At 40.0% G+C, this 24,320-nt stretch carries 19 protein-coding genes; 9 read left to right on the top strand and 10 right to left on the bottom strand.

The annotated features are described in order from the left end of the window. Nucleotides 1-3: 3 nt before the first annotated feature. From rbsD to AC6H22_RS07815, 3 genes are all read right to left on the bottom strand, one after another. Nucleotides 4-423 carry a D-ribose pyranase gene (rbsD, locus tag AC6H22_RS07825; RefSeq protein ID WP_005629201.1) on the bottom strand — a complete coding sequence of 140 codons (420 nt, stop codon included), beginning with the start codon at nt 421-423 and terminating at the stop codon, nt 4-6. Nucleotides 424-606: 183 nt separating this feature from the next. Next, nucleotides 607-2,181, bottom strand: coding sequence for a DNA recombination protein RmuC (locus tag AC6H22_RS07820; protein WP_005629203.1), 1,575 nt, complete (start codon nt 2,179-2,181; stop codon nt 607-609). Between the two features lie 80 nt (nt 2,182-2,261). Then, nucleotides 2,262-3,392, bottom strand: coding sequence for a cytochrome-c peroxidase (locus AC6H22_RS07815; RefSeq protein ID WP_005629206.1), 1,131 nt, complete (start codon nt 3,390-3,392; stop codon nt 2,262-2,264). Nucleotides 3,393-3,770: 378 nt separating this feature from the next. On the opposite strand from AC6H22_RS07815, the gene AC6H22_RS07810 reads away from it, so the two are divergent. After that, nucleotides 3,771-6,011 carry a nitric-oxide reductase large subunit gene (locus tag AC6H22_RS07810; protein ID WP_005629208.1) on the top strand — a complete coding sequence of 747 codons (2,241 nt, stop codon included), beginning with the start codon at nt 3,771-3,773 and terminating at the stop codon, nt 6,009-6,011. 271 nt (nt 6,012-6,282) lie between these two features. Here AC6H22_RS07810 and AC6H22_RS07805 read toward each other — a convergent pair whose 3' ends face one another. Together AC6H22_RS07805 and AC6H22_RS07800 are read right to left on the bottom strand one after the other, a co-directional pair. Further along, a complete protein-coding gene (locus AC6H22_RS07805) occupies nt 6,283-6,378 on the bottom strand; it encodes a methionine/alanine import family NSS transporter small subunit (RefSeq protein WP_005629210.1) in 96 nt (31 codons plus the stop codon). A gap of 1 nt (nt 6,379) precedes the next feature. Continuing rightward, entirely contained in the window at nt 6,380-7,906 is a 1,527-nt protein-coding gene (locus AC6H22_RS07800; protein ID WP_118817541.1) for a sodium-dependent transporter, read from the bottom strand. A 245-nt stretch (nt 7,907-8,151) separates the two neighbouring features. Here AC6H22_RS07800 and ilvG point away from each other — a divergent pair, with 245 nt between their 5' ends. The 5 genes from ilvG (at nt 8,152) to ilvA (ending at nt 14,159) form a co-directional block, all read left to right on the top strand. Continuing rightward, nucleotides 8,152-9,810: an acetolactate synthase 2 catalytic subunit gene (gene ilvG, locus AC6H22_RS07795; RefSeq protein ID WP_118817542.1), complete on the top strand. Its 1,659-nt coding sequence runs from the start codon at nt 8,152-8,154 to the stop codon at nt 9,808-9,810. Next, nucleotides 9,810-10,028 (top strand): acetolactate synthase 2 small subunit, encoded by a 219-nt coding sequence (ilvM, locus tag AC6H22_RS07790; protein ID WP_118817543.1) that lies wholly within the window; start codon nt 9,810-9,812, stop codon nt 10,026-10,028. Before ilvG ends, ilvM begins: the two co-directional genes overlap by 1 nt. Continuing rightward, nucleotides 10,028-10,663, top strand: coding sequence for a hypothetical protein (locus AC6H22_RS07785; protein WP_046943106.1), 636 nt, complete (start codon nt 10,028-10,030; stop codon nt 10,661-10,663). Before ilvM ends, AC6H22_RS07785 begins: the two co-directional genes overlap by 1 nt. 35 nt (nt 10,664-10,698) lie before the next feature. Continuing rightward, entirely contained in the window at nt 10,699-12,537 is a 1,839-nt protein-coding gene (gene ilvD, locus AC6H22_RS07780) for a dihydroxy-acid dehydratase (RefSeq protein ID WP_118817544.1), read from the top strand. Nucleotides 12,538-12,617: 80 nt separating this feature from the next. Next, on the top strand, nt 12,618-14,159 hold the full coding sequence (ilvA, locus tag AC6H22_RS07775; RefSeq protein WP_118817545.1) for a threonine ammonia-lyase, biosynthetic: 1,542 nt from the start codon (nt 12,618-12,620) through the stop codon (nt 14,157-14,159). Between the two features lie 38 nt (nt 14,160-14,197). Here the strand turns inward: ilvA and dnaE are convergent, their stop codons facing one another. After that, a complete protein-coding gene (gene dnaE / locus AC6H22_RS07770) occupies nt 14,198-17,677 on the bottom strand; it encodes a DNA polymerase III subunit alpha (protein WP_118817546.1) in 3,480 nt (1,159 codons plus the stop codon). A 235-nt stretch (nt 17,678-17,912) separates the two neighbouring features. On the opposite strand from dnaE, the gene AC6H22_RS07765 reads away from it, so the two are divergent. Further along, nucleotides 17,913-19,565, top strand: coding sequence for a phospho-sugar mutase (locus AC6H22_RS07765; RefSeq protein ID WP_118817547.1), 1,653 nt, complete (start codon nt 17,913-17,915; stop codon nt 19,563-19,565). Nucleotides 19,566-19,715: 150 nt separating this feature from the next. On the opposite strand, the gene tpiA is transcribed toward AC6H22_RS07765, so the two are convergent. Continuing rightward, a complete protein-coding gene (tpiA, locus tag AC6H22_RS07760; RefSeq protein WP_005629227.1) occupies nt 19,716-20,507 on the bottom strand; it encodes a triose-phosphate isomerase in 792 nt (263 codons plus the stop codon). A gap of 165 nt (nt 20,508-20,672) precedes the next feature. Here tpiA and AC6H22_RS07755 point away from each other — a divergent pair, with 165 nt between their 5' ends. Continuing rightward, complete coding sequence (locus AC6H22_RS07755; RefSeq protein ID WP_005629228.1) at nt 20,673-21,107, top strand: GNAT family N-acetyltransferase; 435 nt, start codon at nt 20,673-20,675, stop codon at nt 21,105-21,107. Beyond that, a complete protein-coding gene (gene xerC / locus AC6H22_RS07750) occupies nt 21,107-21,994 on the top strand; it encodes a tyrosine recombinase XerC (RefSeq protein WP_005644230.1) in 888 nt (295 codons plus the stop codon). Before AC6H22_RS07755 ends, xerC begins: the two co-directional genes overlap by 1 nt. Nucleotides 21,995-22,105: 111 nt before the next feature. Here the strand turns inward: xerC and AC6H22_RS07745 are convergent, their stop codons facing one another. The 3 genes from AC6H22_RS07745 to atpD form a co-directional block, all read right to left on the bottom strand. Continuing rightward, nucleotides 22,106-22,201, bottom strand: coding sequence for an IS3 family transposase (locus tag AC6H22_RS07745; protein WP_114892481.1), 96 nt, complete (start codon nt 22,199-22,201; stop codon nt 22,106-22,108). Between the two features lie 273 nt (nt 22,202-22,474). Beyond that, nucleotides 22,475-22,903 (bottom strand): F0F1 ATP synthase subunit epsilon, encoded by a 429-nt coding sequence (locus AC6H22_RS07740; protein ID WP_005629232.1) that lies wholly within the window; start codon nt 22,901-22,903, stop codon nt 22,475-22,477. A gap of 30 nt (nt 22,904-22,933) precedes the next feature. Beyond that, on the bottom strand, nt 22,934-24,307 hold the full coding sequence (atpD, locus tag AC6H22_RS07735; RefSeq protein ID WP_005629235.1) for a F0F1 ATP synthase subunit beta: 1,374 nt from the start codon (nt 24,305-24,307) through the stop codon (nt 22,934-22,936). Between the last annotated feature and the right edge of the window lie 13 nt (nt 24,308-24,320).

Genomic DNA, 24,320 nt, shown 5'->3' with positions numbered 1-24,320 from the left:
AAATCAAAATGGCACACCAGAATATAAAATTATATTGGCATAAGGAGAACACTCACCACTTCGAACAACCGCTTTGCTTTGGTGTGTATATTTTTTAAAAGTTTCATGTGATACAAACTCTATCTGAAGCTTATTACCTTGATTAGTCTCAATTTGACTAAGTTTAGATAAAAGTGCGGTAAAAATTTCAGGATTTTTTTCTTTAATTTCTTCAGCAATCACTACTCGCTCGACATACATCTCAGTGATCACGGTATCTAAAGTTTGTAAAAAACTTGGCACTCCCGCAGTTAAGGCCAGATCTATACGTTCCACGCTTAATGGAATAGGAAGCCCCGCATCACAAATCGTCAAACTTTCTGTGTGACCAAGGGAAGCGATACAACGAGAAAGTTGTGCATTTAATAACATCGTTTTTTTCATATATTTCCTCTTTCCACCCTTATCGAAACGTTTCGATAAGATAAATATAAAGAACAAAAACAGAAAAACAACTGAGAAATTTCAAATTTGAGATATTAATCACAAAATTTTTTGTTTAGATAAAATAAAAAATTCTCCGACCAAATTCACATTCAATCGGAGAATAAATTATTTGAAATTATCTTAGTTCAACGTATCCAACCTAGCCAAATCAATCTGATTATTCAATAACTCCACTTCTGGCATAGTTTTATTCGCTTTTGCGGAAAGGGTTTTAAATCGTTCTACTTTGCCAACTAAACCTTGTTGGCCAACAAGTGCGGTGACTGTGTGGTTGTATTGGTTGCTGACGGTAGAAAGCGTATTACCGAGCTTACTTAAACGTTCTGCGACCAAGCAAATTTGGTTATAAATTTCACCCGCTTTTTCAGCGATTTCTTTTGCCTCAGCATTACCTCGTTCGATGCGCCAGAGGTTTGCTACGGTACGTAAAATCGGCATTAACGTAGTGTGAGAAACCATAATGACATTACGTTCATAACCGTAATTAAATAAAGCAGGATCAGATTTTAAAGCCTCAATATACGCCGGTTCCACTGCAATAAACATGAGAACAAAATTCGGGCTACGTATGCCAATAAGGTTACTGTAATCTTTTTTATGCAGATCATTAATATGACTTTTCAATGCGGATATATGTTCTTTTAGTAAACGCTCACGTTCAAAATCATCGTCAGAATTCACCGCACTTTCGTAAGCCACCAACGACATTTTGCTATCGATAATTAAGTGTTTTTCATCAGGTAGATTCAACACAAAATCAGGGTAATTACGTCCGCCTTGTTCATCTTTAAAATGTGCTTGAGCACGATAATGCACATTTTCTTCAAGTCCAGCCAGTTGCAACGCTCGTTCTAATTGCACTTCGCCCCAGTTGCCTAACGTTTTCTTTTCGCCTTTCAACGCAGAAGTTAAATTACTCGCCTCTTGCGACATATTCAGACCAATTTCCAGCACTTTTTTGATTTCAGCTTCCAATCCTGCATTACCTTTCACGGATTCGGAGTGAATTTCATTGACACGTTTTTGAAAACCTTCAATTTGCTCACGGAAAGGCTTGAGCAACGTTTCCAAAGCAGTTTGATTTGATTGACTAAATGAGCGACTTTTTTCATCCAAAATCCGATTGGCTAGATTTTGAAATTCCACGCCCAACTGTTGCTTAGATTGTTCAAAGTTCTGTTGTTGCTCTGAAAAATGTTTTTCTTTCTCAGCTAACGTTGTTTTTAATCCTGTTAATTCTTGAGAAAGTGCGGTCAATTTTTCGGTTAAATGTTGTTGTTCCTGTTCTTTACGAGATAACTGGCTTTGGCTATGTTGAAGCTGTGCATTCAAACTTTCTGCTTGCGCAGAAGCGATCCCGAAGCGTTCTTTTAATGCAGTAATTTGCTCCGCGATGGCTGAATGGCGAGCCTGCTCCTCATCTAATTCTTGGGTAAGATAGTGGATTTTTTCATCACGCTCATTGAGTCGAACTAACAAACCTTGGCTTTCTGTTTGAGCTTTGATGGTTTGCTGCTCTAGCTGATTTTTGATGATGGTAAGTTCATCAAATTTACTAGCAAGTTCATTATAATCTTGAGTCGTTTTCGATAATTCTTGATGAAGATGTGTATATTTTTGCTGGCGTAGAATAAGCAATAAAATTAACAAAATAACGACGGCTAACAAGCTAAAAAGCCACAAATTCTCTGACATATATCCCCCTTAACATGATGCCGTAAATTGTAACATAGAAATGTGAGTTAAATTTTAGCTTTAAGTGCAGTGAAATTATCTTACTCACCGCCCTTATCATAGGCTGCATCAGTCAACGTTTTCAAAAATGCTTCCAACGCATCAATTTCCGCATCAGTAAGCGGTTTACCTTTAAGATCGCTATGGCTTATCGTTGGAGCATATTCTGCTACCGCCCAAGGTTTACCCGTTTCGGGATTTATCTTACGCTCAGGATTGTTATGGCTATCCAAAAATAATAATACGGTACGCAGCTCTTTAAATACACCGTTATGCATATAAGGCGCAGTCACGGCGACATTGCGCAATGTCGGCACTTTAAATTTGCCTTTTTGAGCAATATCACCTTTCACCATTGGATTATCTAATAATCCATTATCCACCCAGTCCTCGCCTAATTTATTGTGAGCAATCAATGCCTCATTTTTCGGCACGCCGAGATTGAAATAACGATAATTTGTAAAAGTTTCTTCACGGTGATCTTTATCATTCAGCTGATGACAATTACTGCAAGTTGTTTTTTCTTTATCAAAAAATAACGCCTTGCCTAATGCTTCTTGCTCAGTAAATTTATCTTGCCCTGCCAAAGTGCGGTCATATTTAGAACTGAATTGAGCAAACAAATCTAATTGCTGAAATGCAGCAAGTGCTTGTTCCATAATGACATAAATTTTCTCATCATCTTGCCAAATTTCCTCGCCCCAATGCTTGGTAACGTAGTCTTTCACTGCCTGATTTTCGGCAATACGTTTTACCACGCTAGCTTTGTCTTTCATGCCCATTTCGACAGGATTGAGAGGAGGCCCCCCCGCCTGCTCAGCTAAATGTTTTGCTCGCCCATCCCAGAATTGGCCGCCAACATAATCCTTAATTTTTTCATCGAAATGAAAATCTGGGGAATATTTTGCATAAATGGCCGTTGGTGTGTTGCGATTACCAAACTTTGTCGGATCATCACCTTGCGAAACCATTTTATCGATATCATTTTCACGTAAATCCGCAAAAGCCGCTGCAGGCATATGGCAAGTAGAACAACTCTGTGTTTTATTGTGTGAAAGTGATTTATCAAAAAAGAAAACCTGACCTAATCCAAGTAATGCGGGATTTATGGGTTCTTCTTGAGCGAAACAAAAAATAGGTAAGGCAAATAATGACAAGAAATATTTTTTCATTCTAACTCCACGGGCATAAAAAATAACTGCACTTAGTCAAAGTAAATCCATCATTATAAATTTAGACTGTGCATAAATAACTTAAACATTGATATCTTACACTAAACTCAAATTTTTAAACCTTTTCTTACATACTTAAACTTAATAGTAGAAAAGCAATACTTTTGGGAATTGAAAAACTGTTAAAACATTTTTTAACTGCGCTTTTTTGATGATCTCAATCACAATAACCTACTATTTTAGTCAATTACTTTATTATAGGTATTATTTTAGCACCACAATACCCGATATAATTAGTCAGGTATTTTACTTTATGTAAAATATTTACCTATGATTTTAAATAGGAAGTTAATTTTTCAATAACCTAGGAGTGATAAAATGGGACAGTATAAAAAGTTCTGGTACCTATTAGTCGCCGTATTAATTGGAGCATTCTCTATTCTCGGTTACTATGGGTTCGAAGTTTATCGTGAAGCACCACCAATTCCGCAACAATATGTTTCGGAATCAGGTGAAAAAGTGATTACTCACGATGAAATTTTACATGGTCAAACCGCTTGGCAAACCACTGGTGGTATGCAAGTGGGTTCTGTTTGGGGGCACGGTGCATACCAAGCGCCTGACTGGACGGCAGATTGGCTTCACCGTGAATTAACTAACTGGTTGGATATTACAGCGAATCAAGAATTTGGTAAAAACTTCTCTGATTTAAATGATGAGCAACAAACTTTATTAAAAGCGCGTTTAACCAAAGAATATCGTGGTAGCAAAGTTGAAAACGGTACTGTTGTGCTTTCAAACACCCGTTTAGCGGCAATGGAAAAAACTGCACAATACTACATTTCTTTATACGGCGATGATCCTGCTACTAAAGTCACTCGTGAACACTTTGCTATGAAGGATAATACCCTTCCAGACTTACAAGCGCGTAAAGACTTAACAAAATTCTTCTTCTGGACTGCATGGACTGCCTCTGCAGAACGTCCAAATACAAATGCAAGTTATACCAACAACTGGCCACATGAGCCATTAATCAATAACGTGCCAACACCAGAAAATGTGGTTTGGTCTATTGCGAGCGTGGTATTCCTCATTGCAGGTATTGGTTTTGTAGTATGGATTTGGTCATTCAAAAAACGTGAAGATGAAAAAGAACCACCAACACCTGAGTTCGATCCACTTACAAAATTACAACTAACCCCCTCTCAACGCGCATTAGGCAAATATCTCTTTACTGTGCTTGCATTATTCTTACTACAAGTAAACTTAGGGGCGATTGTTGCTCACTATACCGTTGAAGGTCAAGAATTCTATGGTATTGATATTTCTCAATACTTCCCTTATTCATTAGTGCGTACATGGCATATTCAAGCGGCATTATTCTGGATTGCAATGGCATTCTTAGCTGGCGGTTTATTCCTTGCACCAATCATCAATGGCGGTAAAGATCCTAAATTCCAAAAATTGGGTGTGGATGTTTTATTCTGGGCATTAGTGGTATTAGTCGTCGGTTCATTCACTGGTAGCTATTTAGCGATTGCACATATTCTTCCAGAAGAATGGAGCTTCATGTTCGGTCACCAAGGCTATGAGTTCATTGACTTAGGTCGTTTCTGGCAAGCGGTGAAATTCGCAGGTATCTTATTCTGGTTAGTCTTAATGCTCCGCGGTACAGTGAACGCATTCAAACAACCAGGAGACAAAAACTTATTAGCGTTATTCTTCGCTTCTGTCATTGCAATTGGCTTATTCTATGGCCCAGCACTATTCTACGGCGAGCACACTCACATTTCAGTGATGGAATACTGGCGTTGGTGGGTAGTTCACCTATGGGTAGAAGGCTTCTTCGAAGTATTCTCTGTAGCGGCGCTTTCATTCATCTTCGTAAGTTTAGGGTTAGTTTCACGTCGTACTGCGACTGTGGCAACCATTACTGAAGCGGCATTGTTCTTAATCGGCGGTATTCCTGGTACGTTCCACCACCTATACTTCGCAGGTGCAACCACCCCAATTATCGCGGTAGGTGCATCATTCTCTGCACTTGAAGTGGTTCCATTAGTGTTATTAGGTCATGAAGCTTGGGAACACTGGGCAATGCAACAAAAAACACCTTGGATGGACCGTTTAAAATGGCCTCTTTACTGCTTCGTTGCCGTTGCATTCTGGAATATGTTAGGTGCAGGTGTATTTGGTTTCTTAATCAATCCACCAATTTCACTCTACTATGTTCAAGGCTTAAACACGACTGCCGTTCACGCGCACGCTGCATTATTCGGTGTGTATGGCTTCTTAGCATTAGGCTTCGTATTCTTAATCTCTCGTTATTTACGTCCAGATACACCATTTAACGATAAGTTAATGAAATGGGGCTTCTGGTTATTAAACGGCGGTTTAGTACTCATGATCGTATCAAGCTTACTACCTATCGGTGTTATTCAAGGATATGCAAGTATCTCTGAAGGCTTATGGTATGCACGTAGTGAAGAATTTATGCAACAACCATTATTCGATACCTTACGTTGGGTTCGTTTAGGTGGTGACGTAGTATTCATCTTCGGTGCACTCGCCTTCTTCTGGCAAATCTTTACGATGATTTTCTTCAGACCTAAACATACTTAGTTAGGTTATCGCCCAAAGCGACTTATGTGAAAGTAGGTCGCTTTTTTATTCTTATCTACCATATCTTATATAAGCTTACAAAGTTTTTCACATAAAATTAACATTACATAAATATTAAAAATATTAGAGGACGAAGTAGATTAGCAATTATGTTAATCTGCTTCAGCCCCTTAAATAATATCGAATAATGCTTGTTAATAATCTACACCTTAATCAATTGGTTATTTAGTCCAAATTTGGGGGACAGATCAAAGTGCGGTCAAATTTATGATTATTCTTCTTTTGGTAATCGAATCAGGGCGTAAACCAATCCACCCCATACCAAAGCGAGAGACACGATCATCATAATAATTGCACCAGTACTCATTTTATTCTCCTTTAGTTTCATCAATCGTTAATTTGGTTTCGCTTTTCCATTTTAAGCGAGAAAGGAAAAATGCCACGACAAGTAAGCTAATAGACATTCCCCAACCAAAGGTGTTTACGAACCAGTTTGGATAACCTTCGTAACCTTCAGAGAAGACTTTTGCCCCTTCGCTGAAAAGCATGAATGCTAAAACACCACTCGTTAATACAATGCATAAACGCCAGAAGAAACCCACTTTGAAAGATGACGTTTCGTTTAAGTGATTACCCAATAAACCGAGTTTTTCATTTGCCACAATCGCAATTAAAGAAGCGAATGCTACAGCAACAATACCGAAATAGTTTACGAATTTATCGAATACATCTAACATTGGTAAGCCAGTTGTCGTACCGAATAAGATGACAGAAACTAGCATCATCGGTACACCAACGATGAACGTTACTTTCACACGGCTAATACGAATTTTATCTTGGATTGCAGAAATAATTACTTCAATTACAGAAATGAATGAAGTTAATGCCGCAAAGGTTAATGAGCCAAAGAAAAATACACCTAGCACTTCACCAAATGGTGCTTTGTTGATGATGGTTGGGAACGCAAAAAATGCCAAACCAATTCCGCCTTTTGCCACTTCGCTAACCTCTTGACCTTGCGCTGTTGCAATAAAACCTAACGCCGCAAATACGCCGATACCCGCTAACACTTCAAAGCTACTGTTAGCAAAACCTACAACCAAGCCACTGCCAGTCAAATCGGATTCTTTTTTAAGATAAGAGGCGTAAGTCACCATAATCCCAAAGCCGATAGAAAGAGAGAAGAAGATTTGCCCATAGGCCGCAATCCACACACTTGGATTAGAAAGTTTCGACCAATCTGGCGTGAATAATGCATCCAAACCTTTTGCCGCACCTGGTAAGAATAAGGAATAAATCACAAGCGCTATAAACATTACAACGAGCACTGGCATTAATACAGAAGATGCTTTAGCAATCCCTTTTTGAACACCCATAGAAAGTACGCCTAATGCAACAATCCACATCGCAATTAATGGGCCAGTCACCATACCGACAAATTCAAAACTTACACCGTTTTTAATATCGCCCATTTTTAAGAATTCACCGATGAAGAAATCAATTGGTTTATCCCCCCATGCGCCAGTGAAAGAAAAATAGGTGTAGCTTGCCGCCCAGCCTAATACCACAGCGTAATATAATCCGATGATGACATTCACCATCATTTGCCACCAACCAAATACTTCAAAGTGCGGGCTAACGCGGCGATAAGAAAGTGGTGCACCACCACGATTGCGGTGACCAATTGCATAATCTAAGAATAAAAGAGGAATCCCTGCGGTTAACAACGCGATAAGGTAAGGGATGATAAATGCTCCACCACCATTTTCATAAGTGGTATAAGGGAAACGCCAAATATTACCAAGACCGACGGCTGAGCCAATCGCGGCCATAATAAATGCACGACGACCAGAAAAAGTCTCACGCTTTTGCGCTTTTTGGGCTGAGTGCGCCATAAATTATCCTATGTAAAAAAATGAAAAGAGTTTCAATATAATGAAATCTAATCATCAGTCAATAAATAAGCCAAAAGAGCGGTAAAAATTCACGAATTTTTTAATAAAAAGACCATAAACATTCAAAAAAAGCCAATTTTCACCGCACTTTTTTCGTTTTTTTCGCCCCAAACCCTACCAATGACTCGAAATTTCGCTACAATGCTGAACTTATCCCAAAATAAAAACAACTGGACGCAAACACAATGACAGGTGCACAACTCATCATGGAGTGCCTGAAAGCACACCATGTCACGACTCTTTTCGGCTATCCTGGTGGCGCAATCATGCCAACCTACGATGCCCTTTATGACGCAGGCTTAGATCACTTACTTTGTCGTAATGAACAAGGTGCAGCCATCGCAGCGATTGGTTATGCTCGTTCCACAGGAAAAGTGGGCGTCTGTATTGCAACATCAGGCCCTGGAGCCACCAATTTAGTTACTGGATTAGGCGATGCCATGATGGACTCCATTCCAGTTGTAGCCATTACCGGTCAAGTTTCCTCGCCATTAATCGGCACGGATGCGTTCCAAGAAGCGGATGTTCTTGGACTTTCCCTTGCTTGTACCAAACACAGCTTTATCGTGCAAAGTGAGGATGAATTAGCCGATGTTTTTGCGGAAGCCTTTGAAATTGCCCAAAGCGGACGTCCAGGCCCTGTTCTTATTGATGTGCCTCGCGATATCCAAATCGGTGAAGTGCCTGAGAATGTAAAAGCCTACGTTAAAACACCAGAAAAACCGACCGCACTTTCAGGAGATAAACTCGCTGAAGCAAAAGAATTATTAAAAAATGCTAAAAAACCTGTGCTTTATGTGGGTGGCGGCGTTGGTATGGCGAAGGCTGTTCCAGCCTTACGCGAATTTTTAGCCCAAACCCAAATGCCATCAGTCTCAACTTTAAAAGGTTTAGGTGCAATTGATCCAAATGATGATGTGTATATGGGAATGATTGGTATGCATGGTACAAAAGCTGCTAATTTTGCCGTGCAAGAAAGCGATTTATTACTTGTATGCGGCGCTCGTTTTGACGATCGTGTAACAGGTAAACTCGATACTTTTGCGCCTCATGCTAAAGTGATTCATTGTGATATTGATGCAGCGGAAATCCATAAATTACGCCGTGCAGATGTTGCCCTACAAGGAGATTTAATCCAAGCACTTAATGCTCTCAAACAAGAGCTTGATATTGAGCCTTGGCGTGAACAAATCAGAAATTTCAAAGCAAAATTAGATTTCACTTATATTGAAAATCAAGGCAATCGTCCAATTGATCCTTGGGCATTACTCAACAGCCTATCTAATCGCAAACCAAATAATGCTGTAATTTGTACCGATGTAGGTCAGCATCAAATGTGGTCAGCGCAACACATGAAGCATTTTGCGCCAGAGAACTACATTACTTCGGCAGGTTTCGGCACAATGGGCTTTGGCTTACCCGCTGCTGTAGGTGCAAAAAAAGCACGCCCGCAAGATGAAGTCATTTTGGTTACGGGTGATGGCTCACTCATGATGAATATCCAAGAATTGGGTTCAATCAAACGTGGCAATTTACCGGTAAAAATTTTGCTATTGGATAATCAACGCTTAGGTATGGTTCGTCAATGGCAGGATTTATTCTGGAATAAACGTCGCAGTGAAACTATTTTAGATGACAACCCAGATTTTGTGGTGCTTGCTAATGCGTTCGGTATTCCTGCAGAACGTATTGAGTCAGCCGATGATGTGGATGCAGCACTCAACCGATTATTAAACAGCAAGACAGCCTACTTATTACAAGTATGTATTCCACCGGATGAATGTGTATGGCCACTTGTGCCACCAGGTGCATGTAACGCGGATATGGTAGAGGAGATGAACTAATGAATGAATATAAATTGGAACTCGTCGCTCGCCATCGTCCTGAAGTACTAGAACGCATTTTACGCGTAACACGCCACCGCGGGTTTACCGTTACAACGATGGAAATGACACTAATTGAAACCCAAGTGCGATTAAAAATCACTGTAAAATCTGACCGCACTTTAGATCTATTAGTGAATCAGTTGGCGAAATTGCCAGATGTGCTGGAGATAAAATAATGAAAAATATACGTTTGTTATTGGAGTTACTTATTACTTTCGTACTATTTGGATGCACTTCATTACAAGATAAAGAACTATCTTCTCAAAAAGAAGTAATACACTCTTTCTTTATAGCAGAAGACAACATTTATGCTATAGGGCAACTTAATAGTTATCACTTTGCTGGTTCAAAATATAGTGAAACTGGAGATTTAATTCGCATCTTACGATCACCTTATGTAAAAAACATATCATCTGTAAAAATTCATTCTATCGCTAAAGATGTTGAAAAAAACAAAGTGAAAGCTACATTAACACTATATTTTAATGATAAAGAGCTTACCCAAAAGCAATCTAATGAGCTCTATGGACAAAATTATTACAATATGCAGGAGCATAATATATTTTTTAGAATGGAAGATGGTGAAATTGTTGATATTAAAAATAAAAATGAGATTTTAAAAAAAGCCAAATTGATTAAACCTTTGGAAACTAAGTACTTAGAATATCGTCAAGAAAAAAGATTCAGTGCTGAAGCAACAGAGGATAACATTACAGTAGCTGGACGAGCATCAGCGGCAATGATTATTTTTGTACCATTAGCAATTATCTCATTACCTTTTTATGCAATTCAGTCTTTATCTGGAAAATAAAAACAAACCCTAAAATTTACTCGGAGAGATTATTTATGCCAAAACTACGTTCAGCGACTAGTACACAAGGTCGTAATATGGCAGGCGCACGTGCCTTATGGCGTGCAACAGGGATGAAAGAAAATGACTTTGGTAAGCCGATTATTGCGGTGGTGAACTCTTTCACTCAATTCGTACCTGGTCACGTGCATTTAAAAGATATGGGACAGCTTGTTGCCGCAGAAATTGAAAAAGCAGGCGGCGTAGCAAAAGAATTTAATACCATTGCGGTGGATGATGGTATCGCGATGGGACACGGCGGGATGCTTTATTCTTTACCAAGCCGTGATTTGATCGCTGATAGCGTGGAATATATGGTCAATGCGCACTGTGCTGATGCGATGGTGTGTATTTCCAACTGTGACAAAATCACTCCAGGAATGTTGATGGCGGCAATGCGCTTAAACATTCCGACAATTTTTGTCTCAGGCGGCCCAATGGAAGCGGGCAAAACTAAACTTTCTGATCAATTAATCCGCTTAGATTTGGTTGATGCGATGATTGAGGCAGCCGATCCAAATGTGTCAGATGAACGCATTGATGCCATTGAACGCAGTGCGTGCCCAACTTGTGGTTCTTGCTCAGGGATGTTTACCGCTAACTCAATGAACTGTTTAACTGAAGCTTTAGGTTTATCTTTACCCGGCAATGGTTCCATGTTAGCCACTCACGCAGACCGCAAAGAATTATTCTTAAAAGCAGGTCGTCAAATTGTTGAGCTTTGCAAACGTTATTACGAACAAGATGATGTAAGCGTATTGCCTCGTTCAATCGGTACTTTTGATGCCTTTGAAAATGCAATGAGCCTCGATATCGCAATGGGTGGTTCAAGCAATACAGTTTTACACTTGTTAGCAGCAGCACAAGAAGCAGGCGTAGATTTTAAAATGGAAGATATTGACCGTTTATCGCGCAAAGTACCTTGTTTAAGCAAAATTGCACCAAACACCAATAAATACCATATGGAAGACGTACACCGTGCAGGCGGTATTATGGGATTGTTAGGTGAATTAGATCGCGCTGGATTAATTCATAAAAATACACACACCGTGCTTGGAATGAGCATGGGAGAACAACTAGACCAATACGATATTATTCGCAATCAAGATGAAGAATTACATAAATTCTTCCGTGCAGGCCCTGCAGGCATCCGCACAACTCAAGCATTCTCACAAGATTGTCGCTGGGATACCGTCGATAATGATCGTGTAAACGGCTGTATTCGAAATAAAGAAAATGCGATCTCGCAAGAAGGGGGCTTAGCCGTATTATTCGGTAATCTCGCTGAAGACGGATGTATCGTTAAAACCGCTGGTGTAGATGAATCTATTTGGAAATTCACTGGCACTGCTATAGTATTTGAAAGCCAAGAAGATGCGGTTGCAGGCATTTTGGGTGGCAAAGTCAAAGAAGGTCATGTGGTTGTTATTCGTTATGAAGGGCCTAAAGGCGGACCAGGTATGCAAGAAATGTTGTACCCAACCAGTTACTTAAAATCGATGGGTTTGGGCAAAAAATGTGCTTTATTAACGGACGGACGTTTCTCTGGTGGTACATCAGGTTTGTCTATTGGACATGCTTCACCAGAAGCTGCTTCTGGCGGTGCAATCGGCTTAGTACGCGATGGCGATATTATCAACATTGATATTCCAAACCGTGCAATTAACTTAGAAATCAGTAATGAAGAACTCGCTGCACGCAGAGCTGAACAAGATCAAAAAGGTTGGCAGCCAGCTAACCGTGAACGTGAAGTCTCTTTCGCATTGAAAGTATTCGGTCACTTTGCAACCTCTGCAGACAAAGGTGCGGTACGCGATAAAACATTATTAAAATAATTTAACGGTTCCCCCTCCTTCATAAGAGGGGGATAAAACAAAGGAAAAACTAACCGCACTTCATCATCAAAACAAACACTATGAAAAACCTACTCACCAATCCTCAACCCTCTCAATCAGATTATATCAATGCTATTGTTAAACTTGGTTCACGCGTATATGAAGCTGCGCAAGTGACCCCTTTACAAAAAATGGGAAAACTTTCTGAACGACTGCACAATAATATCTGGATCAAGCGCGAAGATCGCCAACCAGTAAATAGCTTTAAACTACGCGGTGCTTACGCAATGATTTCTAGCCTTCCAGCAGAACAAAAAGCAGCAGGCGTAATAGCGGCCTCTGCGGGTAACCATGCGCAAGGCGTGGCATTATCAGCGAAACAACTAGGCTTAAAAGCATTGATCGTCATGCCACAAAACACTCCAAGCATTAAAGTGGATGCCGTGCGTGGTTTTGGTGGTGAGGTGTTGTTGCATGGTGCTAATTTCGATGAAGCCAAAGCAAAAGCTATCGAGCTTTCAAAAGAAAAAAACATGACATTTATTCCACCATTCGATCATCCATTAGTGATCGCAGGACAAGGCACGTTAGCGATGGAAATGCTACAACAAGTGGCAGATTTGGATTATGTGTTTGTACAAGTCGGCGGTGGTGGCTTAGCTGCAGGTGTAGCAATTTTGCTTAAGCAATTTATGCCAGAAATTAAAATTATCGGTGTAGAATCAAAGGATTCTGCATGCTTAAAAGCCGCTCTCGATAAAGGTGAACCAACAGATTTAATCCATGTTGGATTATTTGCGGATGGTGTTGCCGTAAAACGCATTGGTGACGAAACATTCCGCCTATGCCAACAATATCTTGATGATATGGTATTGGTCGATAGTGACGAAGTATGCGCAGCAATGAAAGATTTGTTTGAAAACGTTCGTGCTGTTGCAGAACCATCAGGTGCATTAGGTTTAGCTGGTTTGAAAAAATATGCCAAACAAAACCATATTGAAGGCAAAAATATGGCGGCAATTTTGTCTGGCGCGAACTTAAATTTCCACACATTACGTTATGTATCTGAACGTTGTGAAATTGGTGAAAACCGAGAAGCTTTATTAGCCGTGACCATGTCTGAACAACCCGGTAGTTTCTTAAAATTTGCTTATGTATTAGGTAACCGAGCAGTAACAGAATTCAGTTACCGTTATGCAGATGATAAACGTGCTTGCGTGTTTGTCGGGGTAAGAACGACAAATGAGCAAGAAAAAGCAGACATTATTGCAGACCTCACTAAAAATGGTTTTGATGTTGAGGATATGTCTGATGATGATATTGCGAAAACGCATGTTCGCTATTTAATGGGTGGTCGCGCATCAAATGATAACGAACGCTTATATACGTTCGAATTCCCAGAGCAAAAAGGTGCGTTATTGAAATTTCTAGAAACCTTGCAAAATCGTTGGAATATTTCATTATTCCACTATCGTGCCCACGGCGCGGACTATGGAAATATCCTTGCTGGTTTCCAAATTGAAGAACGCGAACAAGCAGAATTTGAACTGGCACTTGCCCAACTCAATTATGTTTTTGAAGATGTAACAGAAAGCAAATCTTATCGTTATTTCTTACGTTAATCTTATAAAAATGGCGTGATATTTTTCGCGCCTTTGTATTATTCAAACTCTAATTCCACCGCACTTTCGCCAAGTAAATTCACCAATTCCGTCAGAATTTCATCTGTTGGAATGATCGACCATTGCACGCCCAAACGTAACAACGCACGACCTTTCGGACTTTGATAATACACATTAATCGGCAACGTTCCACCACTCACCGGCTCAAGTAATGCTTTAAGTAGTTTAATAAAACTTGGTGTAATTTGATGCTCAGAAAGACTAATAGCTAAGGATTTGATATAACGGGAACGAGCTTCATCTAAGGTCATTAACTCGCGCACCGTCATTTTTAAGCCACCAGAGAAATCATCAAAGCTAACCTGTCCAGAAGCAACAATCACTGTATCTTTTTGTAATTTCTCACCAAATTGTTCTAGGCTTTCACCAAATAATGTTAAATCTAAGCGACCTGAACGGTCATCCAATGTAGCAATACCTAGCCGATTGCCTTTTTTCGTCATCGCAATTCTCGATGCCACAACTAGCCCCGCCACAGTGCTAATTTGTCCACGACGATTTGGTGCAAGATCTTTTAAGCGAGTTGAAGTGTAATGAGAAAGTTCTTTCAAATAACGGCTAACAGGATGGCTACTTAAATAAAGCCCCAAGGTTTCTCGTTCACCATCAAGGATTTGTTTTTCGGTATAAGGTGGTGTATTAGCGTAAGCATTTTCCACTTCTTCATGGGTTTCTGTCAGCACGCCGAACATATCCGTTTGCCCCATTGCTTCATCTTTCGCATGCTGATCGGAAGCTCTAAGCGCGTCTTCCAAATTCTTAGAAAGTGCGGCGCGATGTGGGCCTAATTTATCAAAGGCACCTGACATAATTAGGCTTTCAAAGGTGCGGCGGTTAATTTTTTTCAAATCTACACGAGCGCATAAATCGAATAAATCTTTGAAAATTCCCCCTTCATTTCTTGCCGTAACAAGTGCTTCAATCGGGCCTTCCCCCACACCTTTAATCGCGCCAATCCCATATACAATTTCACCTTGTTCATTAACGCTAAAATGGTGTTTGCCGATATTAATATCTGGTGGCGTTACTTTTAAGCCCATACGCAGACATTCATCGTATAAACCTACGATTTTATCCGTATTATCCATTTCAGATGTCATTACCGCTGCCATAAATTCCGCAGGGAAATGAGTTTTTAACCAAAGGGTTTGGTAAGATACCAAGGCATAAGCAGCGGAGTGAGATTTATTAAAACCATAGCCAGCAAATTTTTCTACCAAGTCGAAAATCTTCATAGATAGCTCGCCATCAACACCGTTTTTCTCCGCCCCTTCTTTAAACACTGAGCGCTGTTTTGCCATTTCTTCTGGTTTCTTTTTACCCATTGCTCGACGCAATAAGTCAGCCCCACCCAGCGTATAGCCAGCCAACACCTGCGCAATTTGCATCACTTGTTCTTGGTACAAAATAATACCGTAGGTCGGCTCAAGAATAGGTTTCAAGCTTTCATGTTGATATTCCGCATCAGGATAAGATACTTCTTCTCGTCCATGTTTACGGTCGATAAAGTTATCCACCATGCCTGATTGCAACGGACCAGGACGGAACAATGCCACCAACGCGATGATATCTTCAAAACAGTCAGGTTGCAGGCGCTTAATCAAATCCTTCATTCCTCGCGATTCCAACTGGAACACGGCTGTAGTTTCGGAACGTTTAAGTAATTCAAAAGATTCTGGATCATCAAGTGGAATAGATGCAATATCTACTCGAGGCTTGCCCTCACGCACCATACGAGCATTAATCATATCCAATGCCCATTTAATGATGGTGAGAGTACGCAAGCCCAGAAAGTCGAATTTCACAAGCCCCGCATATTCCACATCATTTTTATCAAAGTGAGTAACAGGATGTAAGCCTTCATTATCACAATAGAGTGGTGCAAAATCAGTAATTAAGGTTGGTGAAATGACCACGCCACCAGCATGTTTACCTGCATTACGCGTCACACCTTCCAGCTTACGCGCCATATCAATCAACGCTTGCACTTCTTCATCGCTGTCGTAGGCTACCTGTAATTGTGGCTCGGCTTCAAATGCTTTCGCAAGCGTCATACCAGGATCTGGCGGAATTAATTTCGAAATACGATCAACGAAACCATACGGATGCCCCAGCACTCGTCCTACATCTCGAATAACAGCTTTCGCTGCCATGGTTCCAAAGGTGATAATTTGTGATACAGCGCCACGGCCGTAAGTTTCAGCAACGTGCTCAATCACTCGGTCTCGACCATCCATACAGAAATCCACGTCGAAATCGGGCATAGACACACGTTCTGGATTTAAGAAACGTTCAAATAGCAAATCAAACTCTAGCGGATCTAAATCAGTGATTTTTAATGCATAAGCCACTAATGAACCCGCACCAGAACCACGACCCGGCCCAACAGGAATGTCGTTATCTTTCGACCACTGAATAAATTCCATTACGATCAAGAAATAACCTGGGAATCCCATTTGGTTAATCACATCTAGCTCAACTTGCAAGCGCTCATCATATTTTGGTCTTTTTTCTAACCGCACTTTTTCATCAGGGAATAAAAAAGCTAAACGTTCTTCCAAACCTTCTTTGGCTTTTTGCACCAAGAAATCTTCTGTACTCAAATCTCCCGTCGGGAATTGAGGCAAGAAATATTGACCGAGACGAAGCGTTACACTACAACGCTGCGCAATTAATAAGGTATTTTCGAGAGCGGAAGGAATGTCAGCGAATAACTTGCACATTTCCTCTTCGCTGCGGAAATATTGTTGTGGGGTATAACGTTTTGGACGTTTAGGATCATCTAATGTATAGCCATCACGAATCGCAACACGAATTTCATGAGCTTCAAAATCATCAGATTTCAAAAACATCACATCATTCGTCGCCACCAAAGGCAATCCATGACTTTTAGCTAATTTTAATGCGGCTTGGATATAACGTTCTTCATCAGGTCTTCCAGTGCGCGTAAGTGCAAGATAAAAATGATCAGCAAAAAATTCTTGGTAAAAAGCAACCGCACTTTCAATTTCTGCAGCGTTTTCTTTCAACAATTTTTTACCCACATCGCCTTGCGTACCACCAGATAAAATAATCAGCCCTTCTCGGTGTTCAATTAACCAATTTTGATCGATATAAGGATAGTCATCATAACCGCGCTGATAGGCTTTTGAGAGTAATAATGTAATGTTTTTATAGCCTTCGTTATTCTTCGCCAAAAGCGTCAAATCAAACATTTCATTACCGCATAGTGCATTTTTCACTTTAACATCGGCGCCAATAATCGGCTTCATACCCGAAGAAAGCATTTCGCCATAAAAACGCACCACACCACAAAAATTAGCAAAATCCGTTAATCCCATTGCGACCATTTCATTGGCAGCACAAGCTTTCACAAGAGGTTTCACTTTGACAATACTGTCAATCATCGAAAAATCTGTGTGCGTGCGAAGATGGACGAAACGAGGCTGGGATGACATTGAAAATCCTTAAAGTGCGGTTAAATTTTGCCGTAAATATTGAGGCGGTATTATAGCGAATTTTTCAAACAAATGCCTATGCAACAAATGGCTTTCCTAATTAGTTCGGATAACCGATTGCGTGAACAAAAAATGTTAAGTAGATCAAAATTTTGATAATTATCCGTTCCCATTTTGGGTGATTTCGGCTAGTCTAGCAGCGATTTATTTATTTCAAGAGAATAAGGATGATCCTATGACAACTCTTTTTCATGTAGCGCAAAATTGGTTAAACCAAGATCCTGACGCAGAAACTCGTGCAGAATTAACCGCACTTTTAGATGCGGCAAAAGGCGGAGATAAAGCGGCAGAAGCAGAATTACATGCGCGTTTTGATGGTCGTTTACAATTTGGTACGGCAGGTTTACGTGGCCGTTTACAAGCTGGCTCAATGGGGATGAACCGAGTTTTAGTTTCTCAAGCTGCTGGCGGTTTAGCGGAATATTTAAAAGGTTACGATAAAGAACCATCAATCGTAATTGGTTACGATGGCCGTAAAAACTCTGATGTATTTGCCCGTGACACAGCTGAAATTATGGCCGGTGCAGGCGTAAAAGCTTATTTATTACCACGCAAATTACCGACTCCAGTTTTAGCTTATGCTATCCAATATTTTGATACCACTGCGGGTGTAATGGTGACAGCAAGCCATAATCCACCGGAAGATAACGGCTATAAAGTATATTTGGGCAAAGCAAATGGTGGCGGTCAAATCGTTTCACCGGCAGATAAAGACATCGCAGCATTAATTGATAAAGTTGCGGCTGGCAATATCCAAGATTTACCACGTAGCGATAATTATGTAGTGTTAAATGATGAAGTGGTAGATGCATACATTGCAAAAACTGCATCATTAGCTAAAGAGCCAGCTTGCGACATTAACTATGTTTATACCGCTATGCACGGTGTTGGCTATGAAGTGTTAAGTAAAACGCTAGCAAAAGCAGGCTTACCACAACCTCACGTAGTCGCAGATCAAATTTGGCCAGATGGCACATTCCCAACTGTGAATTTCCCAAATCCAGAAGAAAAAGGCGCATTAGATTTAGCAATTAAAGTGGCAAAAGAAAAGAATGCTGAATTTATCATTGCTAATGACCCAGATGCAGACCGTTTAGCCGTTGCTGTGCCTGATGCGCAAGGCAACTGGAAATCACTACACGGCAACGTGGTAGGCTGTTTCTTAGGTTGGTACTTGGCAAAACAATATCAAGGTAAACAAGGCACATTGGCTTGCTCACTTGTTTCTTCTCCTGCGCTTGCTGAAATTGCGAAAAAATATGGTTTCCAATCAGAAGAAACCTTAACCGGTTTCAAATATATCGGTAAAGTATCTGGCTTATTGTTTGGTTTTGAAGAAGCATTGGGCTATTTAGTTGACCCCGACAAAGTACGCGATAAAGACGGTATTTCTGCGGCAATCGTGTTCTTAGATCTTGTGCGTAACTTGAAAAAACAAGGCAAAACTTTAGCAGATTATGCTGATGAATTTACCAAAGAATTTGGTGCTTATGTGAGTGGACAAATCTCTATTCGAGTAAGCGATCTTTCAGAAATCGGAAAATTAATGACCGCACTTCGTAACAATCCACCAGCAGAAATCGCAGGCGTGAAAGTGGCACAATTTATCGACCATACTAAAACAGATCGTCAAAGCGATATCCTTGTATTTAACTTGGAAAATGGCGGACGCTTAATTGCTCGTCCTTCAGGTACTGAACCAAAAATTAAATTCTACTTAGATGCGCGCGGTAAAGATCCAAAAGATGCAGATCGCGTATTAGCAGAATTTGATGAAGGTGTTCGTCACATTCTTCGCCAAGATGCTTATGGCAAACAAGCTTGCTAATTGCTTCTAAAAATAACAAACCGCACGTAAAACGTGCGGTTTGTAGTTAGGGGTAAATATAATATGATACTTAGATAATTACAAAAACTAATGACGACCTAAGTCACATGTAAAGCGACTTAAATACATATTATTCTAATTAAATAAAAATTAGTTTTTCGCTGCTGCCGCTGCTTTCACGATGACTGCAAACGCAGGCGCTTTAAGTGAAGCACCGCCCACTAATGCACCATCGATATCTGGTTGAGTGAATAATTCTGCTGCATTAGCGTCATTTACCGAACCACCGTATTGAATGATCATTTGATCTGCTACAGCTTGTGATTTTGCTGCGATGTGGCCACGGATAAATGCATGAACAGCTTGTGCCTGTGCTGGAGTCGCTGATTTACCAGTGCCGATTGCCCAAATTGGTTCGTATGCGATCACTGCACCATTAAATGCTTCTACGCCTAATGCGTTGATGACGGCATCAATTTGACGTGCACATACTTCTTCTGTTTTACCTGCTTCGTTTTCAGCTTCAGTTTCACCAATACATAATACTGGTACTAAACCAGCTTCTTTTAATGCACCAAATTTCTTCGCTACAAATTCGTCGCTTTCTTTGTGGTAAGTACGACGCTCAGAGTGGCCGATAATGATGTATTTTGCGCCAAAATCTTTTAACATTTCACTAGAAATATCACCAGTAAATGCACCTTTCACATTGATATCTACGTTTTGTGCACCTAACTGAATCACACTTTTACCGCCGCAGCTGCAACCACAACCAGAAAGTGCTGCTTCAGCCGTACCTAAATACATCACTGGTGGGGCAATTGCCACATCACAACCTGTTACATCATGTAATTCTGCTTTTAATCCTTCGATTAATTCTTTGGTGAACGCTTTGGAACCGTTTAATTTCCAGTTACCCATCACTAAAGGACGACGTGCCATTTTTGTTTCTCCATAGTTGATAAAATTAACTTGCTTACTATACCAAAATTTCACCACGATTCTTTGCAGAAGATCATAAAATTAAAAAAATTCTCATAGAAAGATGATTATCTTGTGCTAAAAAGCTACAATTACCTGTATGGAACCAATAAAAAATAACCAATTATGAAACTTTTCAAAGCCGAACAATGGAATATTGACGTGCTTCTTCCTCTTTTTGAAGCCTATCGCCAAGCCTATGGACAAGCAGAGAATCCAGAACGCACCTTGGCTTTTTTAACTAATCGTATGCGTTTTAATGAAAGTCTGTTTTTTATTGCGGTGGATGAAAATGAAAAGGCTATTGGCTTTGTGCAGCTTTTCCCTCGCCTTTCTTCTTTACAATTACAACGCTATTGGCAAATCACCGATATTTTTGTGTTGGAACATGCTCAACAAACGGAAATTTATGCGGCGCTGATTTCTAAAGCAAAAGACTTTGTGCATTTCACGCAATCCAATCGTTTAGTGGCAGAATTAGCGCAAAATCAATATTCAATGTTGGAATCGGAAGGGTTTAAATTGAACCCGAAAGAACGTTTATTTGAATTGAGTTTGTAATGCTAACCGCGTTAAATCGTTATTGGGATTATTTGCGGATTGAACGCCAAATGAGCCCTCACACGCTCACTAATTATCAACATCAACTTGATGCCATCATCAAAATTTTAGCGCAACAAGACATTCATGCTTGGGCACAAGTAACACCCAGCGTGGTGCGCTTTATTTTGGCAGAAAGCAAAAAACAAGGCTTAAAAGAAAAAAGCTTGGCTTTGCGTTTATCCGCATTGCGCAGATTTCTCAGTTTTTTGGTGCAACAAGGCGAATTGAAAGTGAATCCCGCCACAGGCATTTCCGCACCGAAACAAGGCAAGCATTTACCGAAAAATATGGATGGAGAGCAAGTTCAACAGTTGCTTGCCAACGATAGCAAAGAGCCAATTGATATTCGTGATCGTGCTATTTTGGAATTAATGTACAGTTCAGGTTTACGTTTATCTGAATTACAAGGCTTAGATTTAAACAGCATTAATACCCGAGTGCGGGAAGTGCGTGTTATTGGGAAAGGCAACAAAGAGCGTGTGGTGCCGTTTGGGCGTTACGCTTCGCATGCAATTCAAGAATGGTTAAAAGTGCGGGCATTATTTAACCCAAAAGATGAGGCATTATTTGTTAGCCAGCTTGGAAATCGTATTTCTCATCGAGCGATTCAAAAACGTTTGGAAACTTGGGGCATTCGTCAAGGCTTAAATAGCCATCTTAATCCGCACAAATTACGTCATTCTTTTGCGACGCATATGTTGGAAGCCAGTTCTGATTTACGCGCCGTTCAAGAATTGCTTGGGCATAGCAATCTTTCCACCACTCAAATTTATACTCACTTAAATTTTCAACATCTGGCGGAAGTGTACGATCAAGCTCATCCAAGAGCAAAACGTAAAAAATAAAAATACGGTAAAAATTAAAAGCCTACACTATTTACTCAAGGACGGATGACGATATTTTATCGAACTCAGTCCTTTTAATTTTAGTTGAATCTGTCGGTAATTATACTAATCTCAACAATCCCTAACTGCATCAACTATCATCTCTCTACTATTAAATTCCCAATCATAAAAATATTCTGTTTTTAATAGCCTAAAGAAACTTTCCATCACAATATTGCCCGAGCAATTCCCTTTTCTCTACATACTTTGAATAATGCTATTTTCAGCCAATATTTGACAATAAGCCACTATTTGATACAGCCAAGCTTTGGCCTGAATGTAAAATGACTTCATAGGCTTTATTTAATCAGAATAGATTGGAGAACCTATCATTTAAATTCGATTGTGTAGTATTTACCCATAAAAAAATCTGCACCTCAATTGTTAGTTTGTTCAATCCAACTTTTGGGGTGCAGATCATTTTTCATCATACTTTTTTTATTATCGTCTTGTTTTCAAGAGTTTTTCAGTCAACTCATAAGCTCGAAGTTTTGCTAACTCTTTAGAAAGTTTCGCAACCAGTAAATCATGATCTACATCTGATGCATGAGATACAATGTTCTCTTCAGCTTTACGTTTTGCTTCGCGAATACGATCTGCATCTAATTCACTACCACGGATAGCAACATCTGCTAGCACCGTAACAATATTTGGTTGAACCTCTAAAAAACCACCGGAAACATAGATAACTTCTTCATTTCCATCTTGAAGAGTAAATTTAACAATCCCTGGCTTAATTGCCGTTAGCAATGGAGTGTGTCCAGGGAGAATACCTAATTCCCCCTCAACACCTGTTGCTTGGATTTGTTTTACTTCACCTTCAAAGATTTTTCGCTCTGCGCTTACTATTGTTAAATTAAATGTCGCCATTTTTGTTCTCCTTCAAATGACTTGAAGTGATTACATATTTTTGGCTTTTTCTAGCGCTTCGTCGATTGAACCTACCATATAGAACGCTTGTTCTGGGATATGGTCGTAATCACCGCTTAAAATACCTTTAAAGCCGCGAATGGTTTCTTTTAATGGAACATATTTACCCGGAGTACCGTTAAATACTTCAGCAACGAAAAACGGTTGTGATAAGAAACGTTCAATTTTACGCGCACGTGCTACCACTAATTTATCTTCTTCAGATAATTCGTCCATACCAAGAATTGCGATAATATCTTTCAATTCTTTATAACGTTGTAAAATACCTTGTACACCACGAGCAATATCATAATGTTCTTGACCAACAACAAGTGGGTCTAACTGACGTGAAGTTGAATCTAATGGGTCAACCGCAGGGTAGATACCTAAAGATGCAATTTGACGACTTAATACAACGGTTGAGTCTAAGTGTGCGAAAGTTGTTGCTGGAGATGGGTCAGTTAAGTCATCCGCAGGTACATATACCGCTTGTACAGAGGTAATAGAACCTGTTTTGGTTGATGTAATACGTTCTTGTAACACACCCATTTCTTCAGCTAAGGTTGGTTGATAACCTACCGCTGATGGCATACGACCTAATAACGCAGATACTTCAGTACCAGCAAGGGTATAACGATAGATATTATCCACGAAGAATAATACATCACGACCTTCATCACGGAATTTTTCTGCCATGGTTAAACCAGTTAACGCAACACGTAAACGGTTACCTGGTGGCTCATTCATCTGACCATAAACCAAAGATACTTTATCTAATACGTTAGAATCTTTCATTTCATGATAGAAGTCGTTACCTTCACGAGTACGTTCACCTACACCCGCAAATACAGAGTAACCTGAGTGTTCGATCGCGATGTTACGAATTAATTCCATCATGTTTACGGTTTTACCTACACCCGCACCACCGAATAGACCAACTTTACCACCTTTAGCAAATGGACAAATTAAGTCAATAACTTTGATACCAGTTTCTAATAATTCCGTACTGTTTGATTGTTCTTCATAGCTTGGTGCAGAACGGTGGATAGCCCAACGCTCTTCTTCACCGATTGGACCTTGTTCGTCAATTGGTTCACCCAATACATTCATAATACGACCAAGGGTTTTTGTGCCTACCGGTACTTGAATCGGATCATTCGTATTTTCTACTTTTAAACCACGTTTTAAACCGTCAGAAGCACCTAATGCGATACAACGTACCACACCGCCACCTAATTGTTGTTGCACCTCAAGTGTTAAACCTGATTCAACTTTTAATGCATCGTAAACTTTTGGCACTGCATCTTGTGGAAATTCAACGTCAATCACCGCACCGATGATTTGTACAATTTTTCCTGCTGACATTACCGTTCCTCTT

This window comes from Haemophilus sp. THUN1690, assembly GCF_059704375.1.
Note: the sequence above shows the minus strand (reverse complement) of the source record. Positions and strands in the feature narration are given on the sequence as shown.

Bases quoted from the DNA above. Each gene is read 5' to 3' on its own strand.
- ilvM (WP_118817543.1), top strand. From the start codon at position 9,810: ATGAATGAATATAAATTGGAACTCGTCGCTCGCCATCGTCCTGAAGTA.
- AC6H22_RS07755 (WP_005629228.1), top strand. From the start codon at position 20,673: ATGAAACTTTTCAAAGCCGAACAATGGAATATTGACGTGCTTCTTCCT.
- AC6H22_RS07740 (WP_005629232.1), bottom strand. From the start codon at position 22,903: ATGGCGACATTTAATTTAACAATAGTAAGCGCAGAGCGAAAAATCTTT.
- ilvG (WP_118817542.1), top strand. From the start codon at position 8,152: ATGACAGGTGCACAACTCATCATGGAGTGCCTGAAAGCACACCATGTC.
- AC6H22_RS07745 (WP_114892481.1), bottom strand. From the start codon at position 22,201: ATGGAAAGTTTCTTTAGGCTATTAAAAACAGAATATTTTTATGATTGG.
- atpD (WP_005629235.1), bottom strand. From the start codon at position 24,307: ATGTCAGCAGGAAAAATTGTACAAATCATCGGTGCGGTGATTGACGTT.
- AC6H22_RS07800 (WP_118817541.1), bottom strand. From the start codon at position 7,906: ATGGCGCACTCAGCCCAAAAAGCGCAAAAGCGTGAGACTTTTTCTGGT.
- dnaE (WP_118817546.1), bottom strand. From the start codon at position 17,677: ATGTCATCCCAGCCTCGTTTCGTCCATCTTCGCACGCACACAGATTTT.
- ilvA (WP_118817545.1), top strand. From the start codon at position 12,618: ATGAAAAACCTACTCACCAATCCTCAACCCTCTCAATCAGATTATATC.
- rbsD (WP_005629201.1), bottom strand. From the start codon at position 423: ATGAAAAAAACGATGTTATTAAATGCACAACTTTCTCGTTGTATCGCT.
- ilvD (WP_118817544.1), top strand. From the start codon at position 10,699: ATGCCAAAACTACGTTCAGCGACTAGTACACAAGGTCGTAATATGGCA.
- AC6H22_RS07810 (WP_005629208.1), top strand. From the start codon at position 3,771: ATGGGACAGTATAAAAAGTTCTGGTACCTATTAGTCGCCGTATTAATT.
- xerC (WP_005644230.1), top strand. From the start codon at position 21,107: ATGCTAACCGCGTTAAATCGTTATTGGGATTATTTGCGGATTGAACGC.
- AC6H22_RS07820 (WP_005629203.1), bottom strand. From the start codon at position 2,181: ATGTCAGAGAATTTGTGGCTTTTTAGCTTGTTAGCCGTCGTTATTTTG.
- tpiA (WP_005629227.1), bottom strand. From the start codon at position 20,507: ATGGCACGTCGTCCTTTAGTGATGGGTAACTGGAAATTAAACGGTTCC.
- AC6H22_RS07815 (WP_005629206.1), bottom strand. From the start codon at position 3,392: ATGAAAAAATATTTCTTGTCATTATTTGCCTTACCTATTTTTTGTTTC.
- AC6H22_RS07805 (WP_005629210.1), bottom strand. From the start codon at position 6,378: ATGAGTACTGGTGCAATTATTATGATGATCGTGTCTCTCGCTTTGGTA.
- AC6H22_RS07765 (WP_118817547.1), top strand. From the start codon at position 17,913: ATGACAACTCTTTTTCATGTAGCGCAAAATTGGTTAAACCAAGATCCT.
- AC6H22_RS07785 (WP_046943106.1), top strand. From the start codon at position 10,028: ATGAAAAATATACGTTTGTTATTGGAGTTACTTATTACTTTCGTACTA.